The sequence below is a fragment of the Corynebacterium sp. HMSC078H07 genome (assembly GCF_001812805.1).
Taxonomy (GTDB): domain Bacteria; phylum Actinomycetota; class Actinomycetes; order Mycobacteriales; family Mycobacteriaceae; genus Corynebacterium.
Window position 1 is genome coordinate 83,614 of the sequence record NZ_KV810437.1, and the last position, 20,507, is coordinate 104,120.

At 59.5% G+C, this 20,507-nt stretch carries 18 protein-coding genes; 9 read left to right on the forward strand and 9 right to left on the reverse strand.

The genetic code is table 11. The features are described from left to right. The first annotated feature begins 38 nt into the window (after positions 1-38). From HMPREF2875_RS01055 to HMPREF2875_RS01065, 3 genes are read left to right on the forward strand one after another with little or no spacing between them, the layout of a single operon-like run. Positions 39-530 carry a DUF2505 domain-containing protein gene (locus HMPREF2875_RS01055; protein ID WP_070669629.1) on the forward strand — a complete coding sequence of 164 codons (492 nt, stop codon included), beginning with the start codon at positions 39-41 and terminating at the stop codon, positions 528-530. A 25-nt stretch (positions 531-555) separates the two neighbouring features. Beyond that, complete coding sequence (locus HMPREF2875_RS01060) at positions 556-1,365, forward strand: class I SAM-dependent methyltransferase (protein ID WP_070669632.1); 810 nt, start codon at positions 556-558, stop codon at positions 1,363-1,365. A 23-nt stretch (positions 1,366-1,388) separates the two neighbouring features. Beyond that, complete coding sequence (locus HMPREF2875_RS01065; RefSeq protein ID WP_070669634.1) at positions 1,389-2,189, forward strand: LmeA family phospholipid-binding protein; 801 nt, start codon at positions 1,389-1,391, stop codon at positions 2,187-2,189. On the opposite strand, the gene HMPREF2875_RS01070 is transcribed toward HMPREF2875_RS01065, so the two are convergent. From HMPREF2875_RS01070 to HMPREF2875_RS01105, 8 genes are all read right to left on the reverse strand, one after another. Continuing rightward, positions 2,186-2,626: a deoxyribose-phosphate aldolase gene (locus HMPREF2875_RS01070; RefSeq protein WP_070669635.1), complete on the reverse strand. Its 441-nt coding sequence runs from the start codon at positions 2,624-2,626 to the stop codon at positions 2,186-2,188. The genes HMPREF2875_RS01065 and HMPREF2875_RS01070 overlap by 4 nt on opposite strands. Further along, positions 2,626-2,916, reverse strand: a complete 291-nt coding sequence (locus HMPREF2875_RS01075; protein ID WP_070669637.1) for a DUF2516 family protein — start codon at positions 2,914-2,916, stop codon at positions 2,626-2,628. The genes HMPREF2875_RS01070 and HMPREF2875_RS01075 overlap by 1 nt, the downstream gene beginning before the upstream one ends. A gap of 3 nt (positions 2,917-2,919) precedes the next feature. Next, positions 2,920-3,372: a CGLAU_01105 family protein gene (locus tag HMPREF2875_RS01080; RefSeq protein ID WP_070669689.1), complete on the reverse strand. Its 453-nt coding sequence runs from the start codon at positions 3,370-3,372 to the stop codon at positions 2,920-2,922. Between the two features lie 15 nt (positions 3,373-3,387). Continuing rightward, a complete protein-coding gene (locus tag HMPREF2875_RS01085) occupies positions 3,388-4,722 on the reverse strand; it encodes a DUF445 domain-containing protein (RefSeq protein WP_070669639.1) in 1,335 nt (444 codons plus the stop codon). A gap of 788 nt (positions 4,723-5,510) precedes the next feature. Continuing rightward, positions 5,511-5,882: a hypothetical protein gene (locus HMPREF2875_RS01090; protein WP_070669640.1), complete on the reverse strand. Its 372-nt coding sequence runs from the start codon at positions 5,880-5,882 to the stop codon at positions 5,511-5,513. A 47-nt stretch (positions 5,883-5,929) separates the two neighbouring features. Next, positions 5,930-6,679 carry a succinate dehydrogenase/fumarate reductase iron-sulfur subunit gene (locus HMPREF2875_RS01095; RefSeq protein ID WP_070669643.1) on the reverse strand — a complete coding sequence of 250 codons (750 nt, stop codon included), beginning with the start codon at positions 6,677-6,679 and terminating at the stop codon, positions 5,930-5,932. Beyond that, positions 6,679-8,742, reverse strand: coding sequence for a fumarate reductase/succinate dehydrogenase flavoprotein subunit (locus HMPREF2875_RS01100; protein ID WP_070669646.1), 2,064 nt, complete (start codon positions 8,740-8,742; stop codon positions 6,679-6,681). The genes HMPREF2875_RS01095 and HMPREF2875_RS01100 overlap by 1 nt, the downstream gene beginning before the upstream one ends. Positions 8,743-8,757: 15 nt before the next feature. After that, positions 8,758-9,513 carry a succinate dehydrogenase cytochrome b subunit gene (locus HMPREF2875_RS01105; RefSeq protein ID WP_070669649.1) on the reverse strand — a complete coding sequence of 252 codons (756 nt, stop codon included), beginning with the start codon at positions 9,511-9,513 and terminating at the stop codon, positions 8,758-8,760. Positions 9,514-9,916: 403 nt separating this feature from the next. Between HMPREF2875_RS01105 and ramB the strand changes: the two genes are divergently transcribed. Further along, positions 9,917-11,323 carry an acetate metabolism transcriptional regulator RamB gene (gene ramB, locus HMPREF2875_RS01110; RefSeq protein ID WP_070669651.1) on the forward strand — a complete coding sequence of 469 codons (1,407 nt, stop codon included), beginning with the start codon at positions 9,917-9,919 and terminating at the stop codon, positions 11,321-11,323. A gap of 600 nt (positions 11,324-11,923) precedes the next feature. Here ramB and lpdA read toward each other — a convergent pair. Further along, positions 11,924-13,336: a dihydrolipoyl dehydrogenase gene (lpdA, locus tag HMPREF2875_RS01115; protein ID WP_039673426.1), complete on the reverse strand. Its 1,413-nt coding sequence runs from the start codon at positions 13,334-13,336 to the stop codon at positions 11,924-11,926. 657 nt (positions 13,337-13,993) lie between these two features. Between lpdA and HMPREF2875_RS01120 the strand changes: the two genes are divergently transcribed. The 5 genes from HMPREF2875_RS01120 (at position 13,994) to HMPREF2875_RS01140 (ending at position 20,484) form a co-directional block, all read left to right on the forward strand. Next, positions 13,994-15,523, forward strand: coding sequence for an alpha/beta hydrolase (locus tag HMPREF2875_RS01120; protein WP_070669653.1), 1,530 nt, complete (start codon positions 13,994-13,996; stop codon positions 15,521-15,523). 38 nt (positions 15,524-15,561) lie between these two features. Next, positions 15,562-16,641: an alpha/beta hydrolase gene (locus HMPREF2875_RS01125; protein WP_070669656.1), complete on the forward strand. Its 1,080-nt coding sequence runs from the start codon at positions 15,562-15,564 to the stop codon at positions 16,639-16,641. Between the two features lie 76 nt (positions 16,642-16,717). After that, a complete protein-coding gene (locus HMPREF2875_RS01130) occupies positions 16,718-18,076 on the forward strand; it encodes a M1 family metallopeptidase (protein ID WP_070669657.1) in 1,359 nt (452 codons plus the stop codon). A 41-nt stretch (positions 18,077-18,117) separates the two neighbouring features. Then, positions 18,118-19,113 (forward strand): dTDP-glucose 4,6-dehydratase, encoded by a 996-nt coding sequence (gene rfbB, locus HMPREF2875_RS01135; RefSeq protein WP_210388123.1) that lies wholly within the window; start codon positions 18,118-18,120, stop codon positions 19,111-19,113. A 6-nt stretch (positions 19,114-19,119) separates the two neighbouring features. Then, on the forward strand, positions 19,120-20,484 hold the full coding sequence (locus HMPREF2875_RS01140) for a sugar nucleotide-binding protein (protein WP_070669661.1): 1,365 nt from the start codon (positions 19,120-19,122) through the stop codon (positions 20,482-20,484). Positions 20,485-20,507: the final 23 nt, after the last annotated feature.

A 20,507-nucleotide genomic window follows, 5' to 3' on the forward strand; every position in this document is an offset into this window, starting at 1 on the left:
AATTTATCTAGCACGTCTACCAAGGTAGTCTGTAACTCATGTCAACCCGTAGCGAAAACACCGTTATCATCAACCAGCCCATCGATAAGGTGCACAAGGCACTGACCACTCAGGAGTACTGGGACTTCATCGTGGCCAAGCTGTCCCCGGAACCGGGTACCGTGCACGAGTTCACCGGCAACACCGCCGTGCTCTACGAAATTCTGCCGACGTCCCTCCTGCCGGAGGCTGTCCGCGCTATGGTCTCCCAGGACCTCAAGGAAAAGCGCACCGTGACCATCGGCGAGGTTGTCGATGATCAGATGTCCGTCTCCTTCACCGCTGACGTCAAGGGCACCCCGGTCGACTTCAAGGGCGACATCACCTACAAGGGCCAGGGCGAGTCCACCGCTCTGGATTACGTCTCTGAGGTTTCCGTCAACATCCCGATGATGGGCGCTGCCATCGAGCCGAAGGTCGCTGAGGCTCTGCAGGAGCTCTACACCAACGAGGGCAAGCTCACCGAAGAGTGGATCTCCAACAACCTCTAAACGTGTAACCCCTTCCGTTACTGTCATGGCCGATCACGCGCATAACCTGCGAGCACAGGAAAGCGCTGGTCAGCCTTTTGGCGTGGTTACCCGGGGTACTACCAACCCCAATCGTCTGCGCCGCTGTGACCGCTGGATGGTGGCACACCCGGAGATTTCTTCCCTGCTGCGCTCCACGGATGAGCCGCTGGCGCTCGACGTGGGCTACGGTGCCTCACATACCACCACGGTGGAGTGGGCCGGCTGGCTGCGCAGTGTTAATCCCCGCACGCGCGTGACGGGACTGGAGATTTCCCCGGAGCGCGTGCTGCCGCCGCGCGATGGCGTGACCTTTGAGCTCGGCGGCTTCGAGCTGGCCGGCTACCGCCCGCAGCTGGTGCGCGCCTTCAACGTGCTGCGCCAGTATGACGTGGACCAGGTAGAAAAAGCCTGGGATACGGTGACCTCGCGCCTAGCGCCCGGCGGGTTCTTCGTGGAGGGAACCTGCGATGAGTTGGGGCGCAGGGCCGCCTGGGTGCTTCTCGACGTCTCTGGCCCCCTCTCCCTGACCCTCGCCTGGGATCCTTTCGACGTGGAGCGCCCCAGCGATATTGCGGAGCGCCTGCCCAAAATCCTCATCCACAAGAATGTGCCCGGCGAGCCGATCCATGAACTTTTGCAGGCGGCTGACGACGCCTGGGATCGCGCCGCTGGCTGGGCTCCCTACGGCCCGCGGGTGCGCTGGCGCATGGCCCGCGAGCAGCTCCAGGGCACCATTCCTCTCCACCCGGTCCATCGCCGCCTGCGGGATAACGTGCTCACAGTGGATTGGGACGTTGTAGTTGGCGGACTTTAAGCCAGTGCGCCACACTAGTAGTCATGGCTTCTTCTAAATCTCCCGCCTCAACGGCCTGGAAAATCTTCATCGGCGTGCTCGTGGCACTCCTGCTCATCATCTTGGTAGCAGAGCTCGGCTTGCGCTGGTTCCTGGGCACCCAGATGAAAGACCAGTTCGTGCAGTCCGCCAAGGAACAGGGCGTGGAGACCACAGAAGAACCCGAGGTGAGCTTCGGCGCTAGCCCCATGGTCTTCGGCATGCTCAACGGCAAGATTCCGCAGATGGACATGAAGACCCCATCCACGTTGAAGATTGAGGGCACCACCATCACCGGCCAGCCGGCCGCCGATATCCACGTGGAGGACATGACCCTGTCCAAGGAGCCGGTGGCGGGCACGCTGCGTGCTTCAACCACGGTGCCGGATCAATTCCTGCTGGCGAGCTTCCAGAAGGCCATTGCGGACCAGTCCGGCTATGACGCTGTGGGCAATCTCGTCGTCACCGCCATCACCGCCAACGACGCCGAAGATGACCTCAACGTCGAATTCGCCGGCGGCTTGGCCACGCTCGCCCTTAAGCCGGAGGTCCACGACGGCAAGCTCGCCATCAACGCAGAAAATGCATCCCTCTTCGGCTTTGATCTCCCCGGTCAGGCCACAGATGCTATCTCCAATGCCCTGGCAGAAGGCATGGAAGAACAGCTCGCTGGCCAGCAGCTCACCTTCGAATCCGTCGACGTTGGCGCTGGCGAGGTCACCCTCACGATGATTGGACACGACGTGCCAATGAGCGAGCTCGATGCAGCCACGGCACCGGCACCAGCGTCCACTCCCGCGGGCTAAAGACGCTCAATGGGAAGCTGGCTATCCAGCTTGGGCAAGGTGTCGTCGTCTGACACGACGAGGCACTGATACCCCGCCTGCTCAGCGGTTCGCGCAAGGTCCTCATAGGACAGGGCTGGGTCCGCGGGAAGAATTAGGCCTAGGCGCACCGGCAGCGGGCAAGCCTCGCGAAGGGTGACGAGCTCGGAGAGCAACGAGGTGACGTCACCAAGCACGGCATCCACCGCAACCCACACCTCCGCCGCACCTGACTGCACCGCGAGGCGCGCCTCTGCGGCCTTGACCAAGGAGTGGTGGCGCCCAGTGGGATAGCCGGCAACCGAAATGATGTGCTCGGCCTCAGCAGCCGCCATGACATGATGCGGCGAGACAACCACGCGCCGGCCGGGCGACTGTGCACGTACCTCCTCAAGGGAGGCCTGAAGAAGACTGCGCATTAGTAGGAGTAATCGCCGTTGATGATGGCCTTAAGCTGTGGGCGCACATCGAACCAGTACACGCCGGTGATGATCGCACCAATCCAGCTGACAAAGGGCAACGGCAAGTTCATGAACAGCGCCGATCCTCCTAGAAGGGCTACCCATACCCACTTGTTTTGGCGGTCACCTGCACGGAAGGCATCCTCCCGCGTCAAGGCCGCCAAGACGGCACCGATGAGGGCAAAGATGGACACCGCCATGAAAATGTAGTGCGGTATCCACGCAAGAATGTTAAGAAAAGTGTGCATTAATTAGTTCTCGTCGACGATTTCGCCGTCAATAATGTTGTCGTTCTGCTTCGGGGCGTACGGATTACGTGGGCCCTGCGGCTCCTGCGTCTCAGGGCGCTCAGCGCGCTGCTCCTTGGCATTGTTGATAGCACCCTGCACGCCGTCACGGGTCTCGTTGAAGGCGGTGTTGAAATCCGTGCGGGCCTTTTCAAAAGACTCCGACTTTCGGGTCTCCCGTGCGGCGGAGGAGACCGATTCACCCAAGTCCTTCGCAGTGGAGGTTACGCGGTCAATAAAAGATTCTTCCTTCGCAGTGCCATCACCCATGCCGGAGGCATCAGCCGCGCGGGCAATACGGTCTGCCTGCGCACTTTGTGCTTGGCGCTGGCGTTCTTCCTTAAAGCGGCCGCCGAAGTCTTTGGCCACATCAAAAGCAGAGCTGCCGGCGTTCTTGATTGAGTCAAATACGGACATGGTCATAACTCCTTGTTAGATACCAAAAAGCAGGTGATTAACAGTGTAGATAACCAGTCCGGCTAGTGCACCCACAACCGTGCCGTTGAGGCGAATGAACTGCAGGTCCTTGCCCACCATGAGCTCAATATTCTGAGACGCTTCCTCTGCATCCCAGCGCTTGATGGTTTCCGGAATAATCGCGATAATCTCCGGTGCAAACTTCTCTACGGCATAACGCGCGGCCTTGTCCACAAGCTCGTTGGCTTGGGCCAGGAACTCCGAATCCTCCAACAAGCGGTGCGCCAGCTCCTTAACCTTGGACGTAATCTTCTGGCGCAGGAAAGACTCCGGATCATTGAGCTGATCAATGAGCGTGGAGGACACCGTCGCCCACATCGCCGCCGGTGCCTTCTGTGCCTGATCGGAGGCCAGCATCTCCTGCTTGATGCCCTCAATGCGCCCGCGCATGTCCTCATCCCACTGCAGGTCCGAAGCCAGCTTAGACAGATTGCGGCGAATGGCTAGGCGGGCCTCGTGGTTGCCATTTCGGCGAACTTCATCCGCGAACTCCACGAGCTCGGCGTACACCTTCTCCCCCACCATCTCGCGGGCAAAGCGCGGCGCCCAGCCAGGCATACGCTCATCAATGGCAGTGACCACTGTGGATTCCATGCCAAGAATCTTGCCGTGTGCCCACTCAATGAGGTCATCCTCCAGCGGCCGCGCCTTGCCGTCCGCAATGTAGCCTTCCAGCAGCCTACCCAGCGGCGGACCCCACTCGGGTTCTGCCAGACGATCCATCACTTGGGTCTTAATGAAGTGCTCCGCCTCCGCCGCATCCAAATCCGATACGACACTGGCCGCACGCTGCCCAATCCATGCGGAGACCTCCTCGGCCTTGCCTGGCTCCACGCCCTGGTGCGCCAGCCACAGCGGTATCTCTGCCTCCCGCACCTTGGCGCTGAGTGCATCCGCGGTGAGGAAGTTCTCCTCCACGAAGTCCTTGAGCGCATCACCCACGCGGTCCTTGTTGTTCGGGATGAGCGCCGTGTGCGGGATGGGTAGGCCCATCGGACGGCGGAACAGGGCGGTCACGGCGAACCAGTCCGCCAGTCCACCGACCATGCCTGCCTCCGCCGCGGCGCGCACGTAGCCCACCCAGACGGGAGCCCCGCTTGCCGACGCCTGCCACCACGAGCACCCCAAAAAGATCACCGCCGCACCAATCAGGAAGGACAGCGCAATCGCCTTCCAGCGCCGCAGGTCCGCTCGGCGCGCCTCCTGATTTCCTGGCTGCGGCACAAACGACATCTGCGCCGCCGCCGTCTCCTGAGCCGGCTCAAGCCCTGCGTCTGCGCGGTGCGTCATGGGTGGTTCTCCTTGGGGTCTTAGCAGTAAAGAGGAATGGGGCGAAGGCGAGCTTCGATTCCATTGGTCAACATTAGTGGGTAATAAGGGCGCACTGAATTAGGGAAGCTAAATCATCTAGCCTGCCATACAACAAGTCGCGAAGTACGCGTTGATCTTGCTCGGTACACACTTTCGAAATCATTCTGGAAATAAGCGAAGCCGATTTGTGCGCATTTCTCCTTATCCCTTGACGTGCTCGGAAAGGGCCCAGTAGCCTTCAATGCAAAGCCCATAAAGAGAATGTTGTGCCCTGTTCAAGATTAACCACAAAGCTTGCCGGGGCCAGTGTAGGAGCAAATAAAATGCACGTCCCAATGTCTCGATCCCTAATTCCCCTCGGAATCGTAGTAGTTGCAGCAGGGTTCCTCGCGTTCGGTGTTATCAACCTAACGAATTTTCTATGGGTAACGGGAACCCAGGTGGCGGCATCTGCCATTCTTTTCATGGTTGCATTAGTAGGATCCAAAAATGATAAGAGGAAGCAGCACGAAGATACTTCTCTTTAGTGCGTACGGTTAACAGCACGGTGTGATCGATCGAAGCTTATTGCAACTTTTGACGTCGCCAAGCGCCCAGCTCCCCTGCCACTAGCTTTCCTGTCTTCTTCCTTGTATTTCCGCGCCCGCGCACCCACCCCAAACACCAACAACCCCCACCTCCTCACATGGTCTCCCGAGTGTGTTTGGAGGTAGGGGTTGTTGTGGCGTCAGTACAGAAACTTAGGCGCTCAACGTCCTAGGAGGTGCCTAGTTGATGCGGCCGGTTTCCTTGCGGTACTGGCGGTAGTAGCGGCGGCCGAAGTGTACAGCACCGAAGGCCAAGACAGCGACGACAACGAGGGAGATAGCACCCACGATGATGTTCATCTGGTAGTCAGCGCCGGCAATGCCCTGCGGGTACTGCCAGGTGCCGAGGCCCCAGATGAGGATGCCAGCTGCCGGCAGGAGCGAGAGAATCAGGCCCATGCCTACCCACGTGGAGGTACGCAGCAGAGAAGAGTGCGGTGCACCGTAGGACACGGGGTCGTAACCCTCGATGTAGGAGTCCTGAATCTTGCCGGAGAACTCCGGGTAGGTCTCGCTGTGGTGATCAGCTACTGCCGGGTTGAGGTCGCTCATGGCTGAAACTTTCTCTCGTTCCTGTTAATCCTGTGAATGACTATAGCTTAGTCGTCCTTGCCGCGGAAAGCAGCCCGTGCACGTTCGCGGGTAACCGCGGAAACCGCGGTCAGCGGGACGCCAGCCGGGCACACGTCGGCACACTCGCCGTACAGCGAGCAGTGGCCAAAGTTCTGCTCCAAATCGTCCACCATGTTGCGGGCGCGGCGGCCACGCTCTTCCTTGCCCAGCGGCATGAGGGAGAGGTGAACCAGCTTGGCGCCGGTAAACAGGTGGGCAGCACCGTTCGGGCAGGATGCCACGCAGGCACCACAACCGATGCAGGCGGCGTGATCCAGTGCGTACTCGGAGGTCTGGTGGTTGACGTGCAGGGTATCAGCGTCCGGTGCGGTACCAGCGTCCATGGAGACGTAGCCACCCTGCTCCATGACATGGTCCAGCTTGGCGCGGTCCACGATCATGTCCTTGATCACAGGGTAAGCAGCGGAGCGGAAAGGCTCCAGCTTGACGGTGTCGCCGTCCTTGAACTGGAACAGGCGCTGCTGGCAGGCCGGGGTGTTCTGGCCCGGGCCGTGCGGGCGGCCGTTGACCAAGAGGCCACAGGTGCCGCAGATGCCCTCACGGCAGTCAGATGCGAATGCGAACGGCTCTTTGCCAGCCTCAATGAGGCCCTCATTGACGTGGTCGAGCAGCTCCAGGACAGACATCTGCTCGGCAGCGTCGTCAACCTGTACGGTCTCGAACTTACCTTCTTGCGTCGGTCCGGCTTGACGCCAGATCTCAAGTGTCAGTTTCATTACTTGTAGTTCCTTGTCATCAGCGGGATCGAATCAAAGTACAGCGGCTCAGCATGGCGGATGAATTCGCCTTCAGCAGCGCCCGGCTCCCATGCGGAGACGAAGCACCAGTTCTCATCATCACGCTCGGCCTCGCCGTCCTCGGTGAGGTGGTCCTCGCGGAAGTGAGCACCACAGGACTCGTCGCGGTCGAGGGCGTCAACACACATGAGCTCGCCCAGGTCGATGTAGTCAGCGACGCGGAGGCCGTACTCGAGAACCTGGTTCATGTCGTTAACGTCACCCGGGATGCGAACGTTGGCCCAGAAGTCCTCGCGCAGGGCGCGGATCTTCTCGATGGCGACCTTAAGGTCCTCAACGTTACGGGACACACCGCAACCCCAGTACAGGATGTCACCGAGCTGACGGTGGTAGTAGGCCGGGCCATGCGGATCATTACCGCTAACCGTCATGAGGCGCTCAATACGTGCCTGTGCACGAGCAATGGTCTCAGCAGCTTCGGCGGAATCCTCTGCCAGCTTCTCCTCGCCGAGGTGGTCAGCCAGGTAGTTCGGGATGGTGAACGGCAGGGTGAACCAGCCGTCAACAGAAGCAGACAGCAGCGAGTTGGCGCCCAGGCGGTTAGCACCGTGGTAGGTCCAGGAGCACTCACCAGCAGCGAAGAGGCCGTCGATGGTGGTCATCTCGTTGAAGTCGGTCCACAGGCCACCCATGGTGAAGTGGCAGGTCGGAGCAATACGCATCGGCGTCTCGTACGCCGACTCACCAATGGCCTCTTCGTACATTTCGATGAGGTTAGAGTAGCGCTCACGGATCTTGTCCTGGCCCAGACGCTCAATAGCGTCGCGGAAGTCCAGGTACACCGAGTTGTGCAGCGGTCCAACGCCCAGGCCCTTGTTGATCTGCTGGGAGATGGCACGGGATGCCACGTCACGCGGGACGAGGTTACCGAAGGCCGGGTAGCGGCGCTCCAGGAAGTAGTCGCGCTCCTCTTCCGGAATCTCATTGGCCGGACGGTCATCCTTCTCCTTAATCGGAGACCAGATGCGGCCGTCGTTACGCAGGGACTCGGACATGAGGATGGTCTTGGACTGCCACTCGGAGTTGACCGGCAGGCCAGTCGGGTGGAACTGGATGAACGCCGGGGAGGCCAGGTAAGCACCGTTCTCGTAGGCGCGCATCATGGCGCCAGCGTTGGAGTTCTTGGCCAGCGTGGACATGTGGTACACGTTGCCGTAACCACCGGTACCGAGGATAACTGCGTGGCCGGTGAAGGCCTTGAGCTCGCCAGTAATGAGGTTGCGGGTCACGATACCGCCGGCACGCTTCTTGCCGCCATCGTTGTAGGTAATGATGTCCTGCAGGTCGTGGTGAGCAAAGAGCTCCACGTTGCCCAGGCCAATCTGGCGGTAGAGCGCAGAAGTGGTGGACAGCTGCAGCTGCTGACCTGTTTGACCACGGGTGTAGTAGGTACGGGAGACCTGGACACCACCGAAGGAACGGGTAGCCAGGGTGCCGCCGTACTCGCGAGCGAACGGAGCGCCGATGGCGTTCATGTGGTCGATGACGCGGATGGACTCGGTGGCCAAGCGCCAGCAGTCGGACTCGCGGCAGCGGTAGTCGCCGCCCTTCACGGTGTCCTTGGTGTGGCGGTAAGCGGAGTCGTTATCCACCTTCTTGTGGCGGGAGGAGTTCACACCACCCTGCGCAGCAATGGAGTGCGCACGGCGCGGTGAATCGTGGTAGGTGAAGACCTTTACCTTGTAGCCGAGCTCGCCCAGCGCAGCCGCAGCGGAACCAGCAGCCAGGCCGGTACCCACAACAATGATTTCGAACTTGCGGCGGTTCAGCGGGGAGACGAGCTCCATGTGGTCCTTCTGGTAGCTCCACATGTCCTTCATCGGGACGCCGTGCGGCTCGTGGGACTCCAGGATGCGGCCCGGCTTGACGCCCGGGACGACGGACTGCGGGTGCGAGAAGTTAGGGTGCTCGCGCTTCAGATCGGTGTTCGCGTTCGCATTCTCGTTTGCGTTCGCGGCAGACACGGGATTCGCGTTAGTCATGGGTTCAAAACTCCTTTAGCTGACCCAGCCCAGGGCGACGGACAACGGCATAACGATGTTTGCCAGGCACACAACGGCCGGAACGACGTACGCCAGGATGACAAAGACCTCGCGCCACTTAGCACCAGTGATGCCCAGGTCAGACGCAGCAAGGCGAATGCCGTGGGTGAGGTGCAGGAAGAGGCAGAGCATAGCGACGACGTAGATGATGGTCACCGGCCAGCGCGAGAAGGTAGCAATCATGTTGGCCTTCACCGCGCCGTGGACGAATGCCTCCGGGGCCACCGGCTGCACACCCATGGTCAGGTCCAGGATGTGGAAGACGATGAAGAGAAGCAGTACAACGCCAGTAACCAGCATGGTCTTGGTGGCGAAGGAGTCCAGACCACCCATGAGGTTGGTGCGCTTGAATTTGCCACGAGCTGCCTTGGAGCGAGCCGTCAGGGCGAAGGCGCCGTAGATGTGGGCGATAACGCAGGCCAGCAGCACGATGCGGATAATCCACAGCATGTGGCCGTGCGGGATCAGCGGAGCACCGAGGTCGCGCAGGAATGCACCGTACTCATCAAGGTGCACCACGCCGTTCTCGTCCGGCAGGTACAGCTTCAGGTTTCCAGCCATATGACCCACTACGAAGAGGGCAAAGAACAGGCCGGTAATAGCCATCGTCAGTTTCAAAGCCCAGGACGGAATTCCCGGCTTAGGACGAATCGTTTCATTAGTAATGCGGCCGTGAGCGAGAGCTTCACGGTCAGGATTTTTTACAGACATGACACCTCCATAGTCGTCCTTACCTTACGCAGGCCTTCGCGCAGGCCACTACTCAAATCCCCACTAGACGGTGACACCTACCCATACTCACTCCACCCGTAGAAACTACCTGAGGTATGGATCACCTAAGTTACGCATGAGGTTATGCCGCTTTACCTTGATCACTTCCTTTTACGCAATATTGGTATTGCGTAAACATTTGACCTGTGAGACATTGCTCACAGCATGTTGCGCGAGTGACGAACCCACCCCTTTAGGTGTCAAACTTTCGCATGAGATACACACCTACACCTAAGCCCCCACTCCATGCGAATACCCCCGCTTCGCAGCAGAGTTAAAATGCTTCACACATTATTTGCAAAACTATTGTTATGACCGAAAGGCAATAGGTAACCTAGCTCACATGAGTAAGACATACGTGGGTTCACGCCTCCGCCAGCTGCGCCGCGAACGCGACCTCAGCCAAGCCTCCCTCGCCGCTACGCTGGGGCTTTCCGCTAGCTATGTAAACCAGATCGAGCACGATGTGCGCCCCCTTACCGTGCCGGTCCTTCTCCGCATCACTGAAGTATTTGGCGTCGATGCCACCTTCTTCTCCCGCGATGATGACTCGCGCCTGCTCGCAGAGATTCAGGATGTCGTTCAAGATCAGGAGATTTGCCCCTCCCCCGTTGAACTTCAGGAACTCTCCGAACTGGTGTACAACCACCCCACTGTTGCTCGCACACTCGTGGATATTCACCGGCGTTACCGCAATATCCGCGACAAGCTCTCGCTTGCGACAGATTCCCGCCGCTCCGATGGAAGCCAAGCCCTGTCAATGCCCCACGACGAGGTTCGTGACTTCTTCTACGCTCGCCAGAATTACCTAGACGAGCTCGACATCCACGCCGAAGTTTTGGCCAACGAACTTGGCGTAGCGCCATTTCATATTCGCGATATTGAGAAAGTCCTCGGGGAAAGGCTCGCCTCCCAACACGGCATAGAAATCATTACGACTGACCGCATGGATGGCACCCTGCACCGCTTCGATAGTGAAACCGGTACGTTCCGCTTAGCTAGTCGTCTCAGTGTGGGTCAGCGCGCCTTCCGCATGGCCGCCGAACTTAGCTTCCTCGAAGCCGGTTCACTCATTGATAGCCTCGTGGGTGAAGAACCGTTTACCTCAAACGCTTCAATCAACCTGGCCAAGCGCGGTATCGCCAACTACTTCGCCGCCGCAACGCTATTGCCATATGGGCTTATTCATACTGAAGCGGAGCAGTCCGGCTACGACGTGGAGTACCTGTGCAATGTATTCGGCGTGGGTTACGAAACTGTTGCTTCACGCCTTTCCACCCTTCAGCGTCCAAACGAACGCGGTATCCCCTTCACCTTTGTGCGCGTGGACCGTGCCGGCAACATGTCCAAACGGCAGTCCGCCACGGGTGTGCACTTTTCCAACTCCGGCGGCACGTGCCCCCTGTGGAACGTTTACGAATCTTTCTCACGCCCTAACACCATCTCCCGCCAGCTGGCACAGATGCCCGATGGCCGTAACTATCTATGGATTTCCCGGACGGTAAATTACCCACAGGGCCGCTTTGGCGATACCAACAAACTGTTCGCTATTGGCTTGGGCTGCGAAGCCCGTCATGCCGATCGCACCGTCTATGCCGAGGGACTCAACTTAGAAGATCTGTCCGCCGCCACCCCGATTGGCGCCGGCTGCCACACTTGCCCCCGACAGAATTGCGCCCAGCGCGCCTTCCCAGCAATCAACGAGGATCTGATTATTGACGCTCACCGTTCTGCTGTTGCCCCCTATTAACTAAGAAGTGGTAATTCCGCATATTTCCCTGCCCCAACTCCGAATTAAAATGGTCATACTTTACACCGTAAACGAGGAAGAATAAAAAGGGCTGGGGAGGACTCTCCACTTGGCTCTTTTTGGGCAGCGCACATTAGCCGACAGGTGAGCGTGACAACTTACCGGATTGACCTGCACACATAATTATCACCATTCGTCACATTTCAGCTAGATCACATGTTTTTAAAGCTTTTCACAGCGAAAACTCGTCGATCTTGACACCGTAAAGCGTCTATAGTGGTCTGCGAACCGTTAAACACTTCCAGAAAGGATTTCTATTATGAGCAGCTTCGGAAAAGGCGCACTTGGTCAGGTTTGGCAGCTCCTCATCACCGTCGTGAGCGCACCGTTCGTACTGTCCTCCAACCTTTTCAAGTAAGTAGGACACGCTGAGGTGCTTCAGCGCCGCAGCGGCATAACGACAAACTCCCCCTCACCTCCGATTTCCATCGGGATGAGGGGGAGTTTGTGCGTTGCTAGCGGTTCTGACCGCGCCTCTCAGTACGGTCAGCGCCGCCTTGCCCGAGTCAAATATCCCGGCTCGGGCTAGGTCGCGCTCTGTTAGAGGTTGATCATGTGGCCACCGATGCCCTCGGCAGCTTCCTTCATGGCCTCAGAGAGAGTCGGGTGCGTGTGAACGTTGCGTCCGATTTCCTCAGCGGTGAGGTCGAAGCGCTGCGCCAGGGTCAGCTCCGGAAGCAGCTCAGACACGTTAGAGCCAACCATGTGGCCGCCAATGAGCTCACCAAACTCGCCATCGGCAATGAGCTTCACAAAGCCAGCGGTCTCGTTGAGGCCCGCTGCCTTACCGTTAGCGGAGAACGGGAAGGTCGCAACCTTGATGTCACGGTCAGCGAACTTCTCACGCGCCTGCTCCTCGGTGTAGCCGAAGGAGGCAACCTGCGGGTTGCAGAAGGTAGCGCGCGGCATGTTCATGTAATCACCAAGCAGCTGCGTCTCAGCGCCGGCGATAACCTCGGCGGCGACAACGCCCTGTGCTTCAGCCACGTGGGCCAGCTGCAGCTTCGCGGTGACGTCACCAATGGCGTAGATGCCATCAACGTTGGTGCGCATGTAGTCGTCGATAGCAATAGCGCCGCGCTCAGTGAGCTCAACGCCGGTGTTCTCCAAGCCGAAACCTTCGGTGCGCGGAGCGAAGCCGATGGAGACCATGCAGCGATCCACGGTGAGGGTATCGGTCTTGGAACCGTCCTTGGACTCGACCTCAACGGTGACGTTGTCGCCGTTGTCCTTGATTGCGGTGGTCTTGTAGCCCGTCAGGAGCTTCACGCCGAGCTTCTTGTATTCCTTGGCAATGGCCTTGGAAACATCCTTGTCCTCGTTCGGTAGAACGCGATCCATGAACTCCACGATGGTCACGTCCACGCCGTAGTTGGCCAGAACGTAGGCAAACTCCATGCCAATGGCACCAGCGCCGACAATCACCATGGAGTCCGGAGCGTCGTCGTTAAGAATCTGCTCCTCGAAGGACACGATGTTGCCGCCAATTTCCACGCCCGGGAGGGAGCGAACGACGGAACCCGTGGCGATGATGCAGTTATCAAAGGTAACGGTCTTACCCTTGTCATCACCCTCAGTGATTTCAATGGTCTTTGCGTCCTTGAAGGAGCCGAGGCCATTAATCTCCGTAATCTTGTTCTTCTTCATCAGGTAGTGCACGCCCTTGACGATGCCCTCAGAGACCTTGCGGGAGCGCTTATGCGCTACGCCGAAGTCGAAGGAGACATCGCCGGAGATACCGAAGGCCTTGGCCTCGTGGTTAAAGGTGTGCGCAACCTCTGCGTTCTTGAGCAGCGCCTTGGAGGGGATGCAGCCCACGTTGAGGCAGACACCGCCCCAGTACTGCTTCTCAATAACAGCAACCTTCTTGCCCAGCTGGGCAGCGCGGATGGCGGACACGTAGCCGCCGGGGCCCGCGCCGAGTACTACAACGTCAAAATGTTCATTAGTCACGCCCTACAGAATACGGAACTTTGTGCCTGATGTCTCACCACCCCCACGATGTGTGGGGTGACGTGAACGGCGACACGGCAGTGAAGGGCCGGAGCTATCGCAGAGCCCAGCCCTTACGTCGGTTTTAACCCCACCCGTGGGGAAGAGTCGGATCAGAAAAGCCCTCACCCAAGTGTGAGTTTTGGGTGAGGACTGACGTTGTGCGATGTCTTTTAGTAGAGGCCCCAGTCCAGTGCTGCCTTCGAGGACGTGGAAGAACCGGAGTGGACAAACTGGCCCAGTACCTGGTTGATGGCGACGAGGATGGTGTCAAAGAAGTTCATCGTTCTGCTTTCTATTGGCGTAAGGGAGTCTCATGCGGCTAGGTTCCGCAGCGCGGCGGCACCGCGGACGTAGTCACAGCATCTAGCACCTCTAGCGAATGAGACGCCCGCGGCGTTACATGACGCGTGACAGTGCGCGTGAAGATTATGACACGGTTTTAACTTCAATACCACCAATAACTTCAATAACTTGGTAAGTTTAAACTCGTTACCCTCATCTTGAGGGTGCGGATTTACCCTTCTGCCTGCACAGTTACAGATTCTCGAAGGGAATATCCAGAGCATCTTTTAGACTTGCCCTACATTCCGCTCATCACTTAGAAAGCGAGACCCTATGAAGTTCGCGCGCTCTCTCACGACGCTGGCAGCGGCCTCCGCCCTTGCCCTCGGCGCCGTGACCTCCCCTATCGCCAGCGCATCCGATGTCACCCCGGAGCAGATTCGCGGCGAGGCAACGCCGTCCACCATTTCTGAACTCGATGTCTACAGCGAAATTGAGGAGTACCTCCCTAAGAATGACGCCGGTCAGCGCGTTCCTTCCCGCGAGGAGTATGAGGCTTCCATCGGAAAGAATGTGATGTTCAAGGACGTCAACATCAACAAGATTCCAGACGAAAAGCAGTGGCTGGGCTTCATCTTGAAGTACGCCGATTACCGCCAGAACGTCAAGGCGCTCAACGCTACTGCGCCAGCCATGGACCGCCAGGTGCCGCTGGCTGTTGTCACCCCGGACGGAACCTTTGATTCCTCCCGCCCTACCCTCTACCTGCTCAACGGAGCTGGTGGCGCTGAACAGGGTATGGACTGGTTGACGTCCACTGCGGGCCAGGACCTGGATCCGAACAAGGACGGAATCCAGGATCTAGATGATTACTACGGCGACCGCAACGTCAACGTCGTTATCCCACAAGCGGGCGCCTTCTCCTACTACACCGATTGGCTCAGCTCACCGAATAGCGGCTATTTCAAGGGCCCACAGAAGTGGGAAACCTTCCTGACCAAGGAACTTCCGGGACCGCTCGAGGAGCACATCAACGCTAACGGCAAGCGCGGCATCGCAGGCATGTCCATGTCCGCCACGTCCTCTCTGGTGCTGGCTCAGCACAACCCGAATTTCTACGACGCCATCGGCTCCTACTCTGGCTGTGCGGCAACCTCGACCCCGCTGCCCAATTTCTACACGCAGCTCACCGTGAACCGCGGTGGCGGAAGCACCACGCAGATGTGGGGCCCGAAGGGCGGGGACTACAACCGCTACAACGATGGCCTCATCAACGCCACGAAGAACAACATGGGCAATTCCCAGGTCTATGTCTCTGCAAACTCTGGCCTCGCCGGCGCAACGGACATGGGCTCCTCCAAGCTTGAGCGTTTGGGCTCTGCCCAGGCCTTCAAGTCCTCCTCGACGCTGGTGATTGAAGGTGGCGTCATTGAGGCAGCCATGAATGCTTGTACCCACGACCTGCAGTCCAAGTTCAACCGCGAAGGCATCAACGCAGACTTCAACTTCCGCGAGACCGGTACGCACTCGTGGCCAGGCTGGCTCGATGACATCAACTCCTCGTGGCCTACCTTTGCCCGCGCTTTCGATCTTCCGGTGGAGCCGGTGAGCGGCGGGACGTCGGACAGCGCGGTGAATGCACCGGCTGCCAAGGACGCTGAGGCGGAGGCTGAGACGGAGTCTGAGGCAGATACCGTCGACAATGCTGACGCTGAGTCGGACGCTAACGCCAAGGCGGAAGATACCGATAAGAAAAATACGGACAAGGCTGCGGCAGAGGCAGACCCTGCTGCCCCCGCTGACTCCTTGCCGGTCGACTCTGAAGCAGCCCCGAAGGTCGACCCCGAAGCCACTGAGCAGTAAGCTCAACTCGCCATAACAATTGTCGAATAAGGATCCCCATGAAGCGTCTTAGCTCTCTTCTCGCCGCCGGCGCGCTCACCGCAGCCGCGCTGGTCAGCCCCGTCGCGGGTGCCGCCACCCTGAAGCCGCAGGAGGTTGCGGGTGATGCCGCGCTGTCCACTGTGTCGGACTTGGAACCTAATCCCGAGATAGAGGGTCAAAAGTGGTACGACCGTTACAAGGATGATCCGCGCCTGCTGAAGCTGCAGGCTACGTCGCCGTCCATGAACGGCCGCGTGATTCCGCTGGCCGTTATTCCGGCGAAGAATCCGGATCGCCCGACCATCTACCTGCTCAACGGCGCTGGCTCTGCCGAGCAAGACACGGACTGGCTGGCCAACTCTAATGTGGTGGACTTTTACGCGGACAAGGACGTCAATGTGGTTATTCCGCAGTCAGGCGCGTTCTCCTACTATACCGACTGGCAGGAAGACCCGAACGGCAAGTACCTCAAGGGCCCACAAAAGTGGGAAACCTTCCTAACCAAGGAACTTCCGGGACCGCTGGAGCAGCGCCTCAATGCCAACAACAAGCGCGCCATTGCCGGCATGTCCATGTCCGCCACGTCCTCGCTGCTGCTGGCACAACACAACCCAGGTTTCTATGATGCTGCGGGATCCTTCGCAGGTTGTGCTGCGACTGCCTACCCGCTGGAGTACGAGTTCCTGCGCGTCACTGTCAACCGCGGCGGTGGACAGCCGGAGCAGATGTGGGGCCCGATGGGCTCGCCGTACAACCGCTACAACGATGCCCTCATGAACTCGGAGAAGCTGCGCGGAACCGACCTGTACATTTCTTCCGCGAGCGGCCTGGCCGGTGAGAAGGACACCCCGTCCTACTGGATTAACAAGGGCTACAACCCGGCGGCCGCCTTCGTTGGTTCCGCTCAGCTGCAGGTTGAGGGCGGCGTCATTGAGGCAGGTGTCAACCACTGCACCCACATGCTCAAGGCGAAGCTGGATAAGCAGAACATTCCGGCCACCTACAACTTCCGCAATGTTGGTACCCACTCCTGGCCGGGCTGGAGCGAGGACATGGAGAAGTCTTGGCCTACGTTTGAGGCGGCTTTCAACTCCTAAACGTTCTGTAGAGGCCTCCACCAAGAGCCCCAAGCTTTTCGGTCTTGCGGGATAAGGGCGGTAGGATAGCGGCATTATGAAGCTGCTCTCCACCGCCCTTTCGCATATCACCGCCGCTCACGGAACCGCCGCGCACACTCGGGATAGCTATACGGGAGTGGACTTCAACATCGGGTTTGAGGTTACCCATTATGACTTGGACCTGACCTACCGCGTAGAGCCCAATATGCTCCAAGGCACTGCGGTACTGCACATCCGCGCACTGGAAGAGCTGGATAAGCTCACGTTGGACCTCGGCGGAGCCATGGTTGCTCGCCGCGTCACCGCAAAAAATGCCCCGCGCGTGGCCCGCCACCGCCTTTCTGCCGGAAAGCTGCGCGTGAGTTTTGCGGACGCCATCGCGGAGGACCAAGAATTCGAGCTGCACATCCGCTATGGCGGCTCGCCGCGCCCACTGCGCACGCCATGGGGCGAGATTGGATGGGAGGAGACCGATTCCGGCTCGCTCGTCGCAAGCCAGCCTAATGGCGCACCGAGCTGGTTCCCGTGTGATGACACCCCCGGTGAGAAGGCCACCTTCGATATCCGCATCACCGCGGATGATCCTTTCATCGTGATCTCCAACGGCACGCTGGTCTCCCGCCGCCGTTCGGGTGGTTCCATGACGCGCTGGCACTACCGCGTGACGCACCCGATGGCGACGTACCTCGCCACAGTGCAGGTGGGCGAGTACATAGAAATCAGCCTCGGCCGCAACGTCCGCGCCTGGGCCCCAGCCCGCCTGAAGCAGCTGGTGCTGGATGAGTTTGCACAGCAGCAAGAGATGCTGGACTTCTTCTCCGGTCTCTTTGGTGAGTATCCCTTCCCCGACTACCAGGTGGTCATCACCGATGATGAGCTGGAAATCCCCCTGGAGGCCCAAGGCCTGTCCATCTTCGGCTCCAACCATGTCAAAGGTGATCACGTCTTCGAGCGCCTCATCGCTCATGAGCTTTCCCACCAGTGGTTCGGCAACTCCGTAGGCCTGCGTGAGTGGAAGGATATTTGGCTCAATGAGGGCTTTGCCTGCTACAGCGAGTGGCTGTGGCGCGAGCATGCCCATGGCCACCCGGCGCATGACTCTGCACGTTCGCATTACCAGGTGTTGGCCCGCAAGCGGCAAGACATTGTTTTGAGTGACCCGGGCACGCGCGACATGTTTGATGACCGTGTCTATAAGCGCGGCGCGCTGACCGTCCATGCACTGCGTCGGCTGTTGGGTGATGAGATCTTCTTCCTCACGGTCCGTGAGTACCTCTCCGCCGCACAGCATTCCACGGTGACCCCGGAGGACCTCATCAGCCGTCTGCGTGCGGTGGCTGTTGATCCCTCGGCCGTGGACACTCTCCTGGATGAGTGGCTCAACCACGAGGCACTGCCTAAGTTCCCGGCTTAAAACTGCGCCGCCATGCCCTACACTTGAGCACCATGCGCAGAATGCTTGTGACCGGCGGCGCCGGTTTTATTGGGGCAAACTTCGTCAGACTCGTGGCCCGAAAGCGGCCAGAGGTGGAGATTACTGTCCTCGATAAGCTCACCTACGCGGGCAACCGCGCCAACCTCACCGGTGTGGACGCCACGCTGGTGGTGGGCGATGTGGCGGATGAGGGGGTCGTCGATAAGCTCGTGGCACACAGCGATGTCGTCGTCCATTTCGCCGCCGAGTCCCACAATGACAACTCTTTGCGGGACCCTTCGCCCTTCCTCCACACCAACATCATGGGCACCTTCGTGCTGCTGGAGGCCTGCCGCCGCCACGATGTGCGCTTCCACCACGTCTCTACCGATGAGGTCTTCGGGGACCTAGAGATTGGCGCGGATACCTACTTCACGGAGGAGACTCCGTATAACCCGTCGTCGCCGTATTCGGCCACAAAGGCCGGCTCGGATCACCTGGTGCGCGCGTGGGTACGCAGCTTTGGGCTGCGGGCAACTATTTCGAATTGTTCCAATAATTACGGCCCTTACCAGCACATTGAGAAATTCATTCCGCGCCAGATCACCAATCTGCTCCTGGGCCAGCCGGCCAAGCTTTATGGCACGGGCGAGCAGGTGCGGGATTGGATTCACGTGGATGACCACAACGAGGCCGTACTCGCCATCTTGGACCGCGGGCAGATTGGTGAGACGTATAACATCGGCGCCGACCAGGAGGATACGAATAACCGCCAGGTCATCGAGATGATTTGCGAGCTCATGGGGGCTACTGACGGCGACCAAGCGAACTACATCCACGTGGCGGACCGCCCGGGCCATGACCAGCGCTACGCCATGGATGCCAGCAAGCTGCGCCGCGAGCTGGGATGGACCCCGCGTTATACGGACTTGCGGGAGGGCCTCGCCGCCACCATCGAGTGGTACCGCGCTAACGAGGACTGGTGGCGCGCGGGCAAGGAAGAAGTCGAAGCCAACTACGCAAAACAAGGACAATAAAAAGCCATGAAGGTGCAGACAACGGCCATCGAGGGCCTGCTCATTGTGGAGCTCGACGTCCACGGCGATAACCGCGGCTGGTTCAAGGAGAACTGGCAGCGCGAGAAGATGGTGGCGGCGGGCCTGCCGGATTTCCAGCCAGTGCAGAACAACGTCTCCTTCAATGCGGAGAAAGGTGTCACGCGCGGCCTACATGCGGAGCCCTGGGATAAGTTCGTCTCCGTGGCGTCTGGCCGGGTGTTCGGCGCGTGGTGCGATCTGCGCGAGGGCTCTGCCACCTTTGGCCAGCTGGTGACCCACGAGATTGGCCCCGACACGGCCGTGTTCGTCCCGCGTGGGGTGGCCAACGGCTTCCAGGCCCTGGAAGCCTGTGCCTACTCCTACCTGGTCAATGACCACTGGTCCCCGGATGCGGAGTACACCTGCGTCAACCTCGACATGGTGGACTGGCCGCTGGAGCCGACGGAAATCTCCGACAAGGACAGGGACCACGCCGCGCTTGGCGACGTCTCCCCCATGCCCCCTCGCCGCATCCTCGTCACCGGCGCCAACGGGCAGCTGGGCCGCGCACTGCAGAAGTTCCTGCCCTCTGCCGGCCTGGGCGCGGTGGAGTTCTGCGGGCACGAGGACTTCGACATCACCAGCCCACCTGCCCGCGCGTGGAAGCAGTATTCCGCCATCATCAACTGCGCGGCTTTTAACAACGTCAACGGCGCGGAGGACAATCGTGCTGCGGCATGGGCGGTCAACGCCGATGCGCCAGCGAAGCTCGCGCGCATTGCTGCAGAAAACAACCTCACCTTGGTGCACGTCTCCAGCGACTACATCTTTGATGGCTTCCACGAGGTCCACGATGAAGAGGAAATACCCTCACCTCTCTCGGCCTACGGGGCGTCGAAAGCCGCGGGCGATACCGCCGCGCAAACCGCCCCGCGCCACTACGTCATCCGCACCTCGTGGGTCTTTGGTGATGGCGCCAACTTCATGGCCACCATGCGCTCGCTGGCGAATAAGGGAGTCAAGCCCTCCGTCATTCACGATCAGCGCGGACGCCCCACCTTTGCCGAGGACCTAGCCAAGGGCATCATTCACCTGCTCAAGACCAAGGCGGAGTACGGCGTCTACAACATCTCCAACTCCGGTGACGTCGTGGGCCGCGATGAGATTGCCATGGCCGTTTTCACCGGCGTGGGCCAGGACCCCGCCGATGTCACGCCGGTGAGCACCGAGCAGTACCGCGAGATTGCCGGGCCCGAGGCTCCCCGCCCGAAAGAGTCCGCCTTCGACTTGTCCAAGATTGAATCCACCGGCTTCACACCGATGAATTGGCGGGCCGCTTTGGCGCTCTACCTGGGACTTTACCCAGCATAACACTCAACATAACACTTAACTTC